Origin of the sequence: Spongiactinospora sp. 9N601 (assembly GCF_044326295.1) — a bacterium.
Taxonomy (GTDB): domain Bacteria; phylum Actinomycetota; class Actinomycetes; order Streptosporangiales; family Streptosporangiaceae; genus Spongiactinospora; species Spongiactinospora gelatinilytica.
Genome location: NZ_JBIRBB010000049.1, coordinates 1 through 3,252 on the forward strand (window position 1 = coordinate 1; position 3,252 = coordinate 3,252).

General features: G+C 57.8%; 1 rRNA gene. It reads right to left on the bottom strand.

The features are described 5' to 3' along the window. Positions 1-69 precede the first annotated feature (69 nt). Positions 70-3,175: ribosomal RNA gene (locus ACH34R_RS44000) — 23S ribosomal RNA — on the bottom strand. Positions 3,176-3,252: the final 77 nt, after the last annotated feature.

Here is a 3,252-nt window from a genome sequence, read left to right on the forward strand (position 1 = left end):
GGTTGCAGTCTCAGAATCACACAGTGAACGCGAGCACCACACACAGCACAAAAAGAAAGCGTGTTTGTTGTGGTCAAGTCCTCGGCCTATTAGTACCGGTCAGCTCCACGCCTCACAACGCTTCCACCACCAGCCTATCAACCCGGTCATCCACCGGGAGCCTTACCCCACTCACGTGGGAGGGAGACCTCATCTCAAGGCAGGCTTCCCGCTTAGATGCCTTCAGCGGTTATCCATCCCGAACGTAGCCAACCAGCCATGCACCTGGCGATACAACTGGCACACCAGAGGTTCGTCCGTCCCGGTCCTCTCGTACTAGGGACAGCCCCCTTCAAGTCTCCTACGCGCGCAGCGGATAGGGACCGAACTGTCTCGCGACGTTCTAAACCCAGCTCGCGTACCGCTTTAATGGGCGAACAGCCCAACCCTTGGGACCTACTCCAGCCCCAGGATGCGACGAGCCGACATCGAGGTGCCAAACCATCCCGTCGATATGGACTCTTGGGGAAGATCAGCCTGTTATCCCCGGGGTACCTTTTAGCCGTTGAGCGACACCCCAACCACACAGAGATGCCGGATCACTAGTCCCAGCTTTCGCTCCTGCTCGACCCGTCGGTCTCACAGTCAAGCCCCCTTGTGCACTTACACTCACCACCTGATTACCAACCAGGCTGAGGGAACCTTTGGGCGCCTCCGTTACCCTTTAGGAGGCAACCGCCCCAGTTAAACTACCCACCAGACACTGTCCCCCACCCGGATCCACGGGCGCGGGTTAGACATCCAAAACGACCAGAGTGGTATTTCACCAACGACTCCACGACCACTAGCGTGACCGCTTCACAGTCTCCCACCTATCCTACACAAGCCGCCCCAAACACCAATGTCAAGCTATAGTGAAGGTCCCGGGGTCTTTCCGTCCTGCTGCGCGTAACGAGCATCTTTACTCGTAATGCAATTTCGCCGGGCCTGTGGTTGAGACAGCGGGGAAGTCGTTACGCCATTCGTGCAGGTCGGAACTTACCCGACAAGGAATTTCGCTACCTTAGGATGGTTATAGTTACCACCGCCGTTTACCGGCGCTTAAGTTCTCACCTTCGCCACCCCAAAAGGATGGCTAAGCGGTCCCCTTAACGTTCCGGCACCGGGCAGGCGTCAGTCCGTATACATCGTCTTACGACTTCGCACAGACCTGTGTTTTTAATAAACAGTCGCTTCCCCCTGGCCACTGCGACCCCCACCAGCACCCGGCCGCGCAGGCCGGTCACCAGCAAGGGCCCCCCTTCTCCCGAAGTTACGGGGGCAATTTGCCGAGTTCCTTAACCACAGTTCACCCGATCGCCTCGGTATTCTCTACCTGACCACCTGAGTCGGTTTAGGGTACGGGCCGCCGCCACACTCACTAGAGGCTTTTCTCGGCAGCATAGGATCATCCACTTCGCCACAATCGGCTCGGCATCACACCTCACCCCTAAATGTGCCGCGGATTTACCTACGACACGGGCTACATGCTTACCCCAGGACAACCACCGCCTGGGATGGACTACCTTCCTGCGTCACCCCATCGCTTACCTACTACCAGCTCAGGCCAGGCGTTCACCCTCACCCACCACCCGAAGGCAGCAAGGGGGCTAAGGACCCTTAGTATCACCAGGTTCAGTATGGGCGCATAACAGCGGGTACGGGAATATCAACCCGTCATCCATCGACTACGCCTGTCGGCCTCGCCTTAGGCCCCGACTTACCCTGGGCGGATTAACCTAGCCCAGGAACCCTTGGTCATCCGGCGCGGGGGTTTCCCACCCCCGATTCGCTACTCATGCCTGCATTCTCACTCGCATCCCGTCCACGACAGGTCACCCCACCGCTTCACCCAGGACACGACGCTCCCCTACCCACCCATACGCTCACGCGCACAAGTGCCACGTCTTCGGCGGTATGCTTGAGCCCCGCTACATTGTCGGCGCAGAATCACTTGACCAGTGAGCTATTACGCACTCTTTCAAGGATGGCTGCTTCTAAGCCAACCTCCTGGTTGTCACTGCGACTCCACATCCTTTCCCACTTAGCACACGCTTAGGGGCCTTAGACGATGATCTGGGCTGTTTCCCTCTCGACCACGGAGCTTATCCCCCGCAGTCTCACTGCCACGCTAACATTACCGGCATTCGGAGTTTGACTGACGTCAGTAACCTTGTCGGGCCCATCAGCCAACCAGTGCTCTACCTCCGGCAAGCAACACGCAACGCTGCACCTAAATGCATTTCGGGGAGAACCAGCTATCACGGAGTTTGATTGGCCTTTCACCCCTACACACAGGTCATCCCCCAGGTTTTCAACCCTGGTGGGTTCGGGCCTCCACCCAGTCTTACCTGAGCTTCACCCTGCCCATGCGTAGATCACCCCGCTTCGGGTCCACAGCATGCGACTCAAACGCCCTATTCAGACTCGCTTTCGCTACGGCTCCCCCACCCGGGTTAACCTCGCCACACACCACGACTCGCAGGCTCATTCTTCAAAAGGCACGCAGTCACACCCCAAAAAAAGGATGCCCCCACGGCTTGTAGGCACACGGTTTCAGGTACTCTTTCACGACCCCTCACCGGGGCACTTTTCACCTTTCCCTCACGGTACTCGTGCACTATCGGTCACCAGGGAGTATTCAGGCTTACCAGGTGGTCCTGGCAGATTCACACAGGATTCCTCGAGCCCCGTGCTACTCGGGAAACCACATAAGGAGTCCATCCAGTTTCGCCTACCCGACTCTCACGGTCTACGGCGCCCCATCCCAAAGGCTTCGACTACCAGATGAATTTCTCACTCCCCGGAAGAACGGCGGTCCTCCCACAGCAGCTCCCACAACCCCGCACACGCAACACCCGCCGGCTATCACACGCATACGGTTTAGCCTCATCCGCGTTCGCTCACCACTACTAACGGAATCACTATTGTTTTCTCTTCCTACGGGTACTGAGATGTTTCACTTCCCCGCGTTACCACCAACCGCCCTATACATTCAGACGGAGGCGACACCACATGACTGGTGTCAGGTTTCCCCATTCGGACATCCCCGGATCAACGTCTGGCTGGCGACTCCCCGAGGCTTAACGCAGCCTCCCACGTCCTTCATCGGCTCCTGGTACCAAGGCATCCACCGTGCGCCCTAAACAACTTGGCCACAAAAGATGCTCGCGTCCACTATGCAAATCTCAAACAACAACCAGACAACCCACCCCAGCCAGCACCAGACCACCA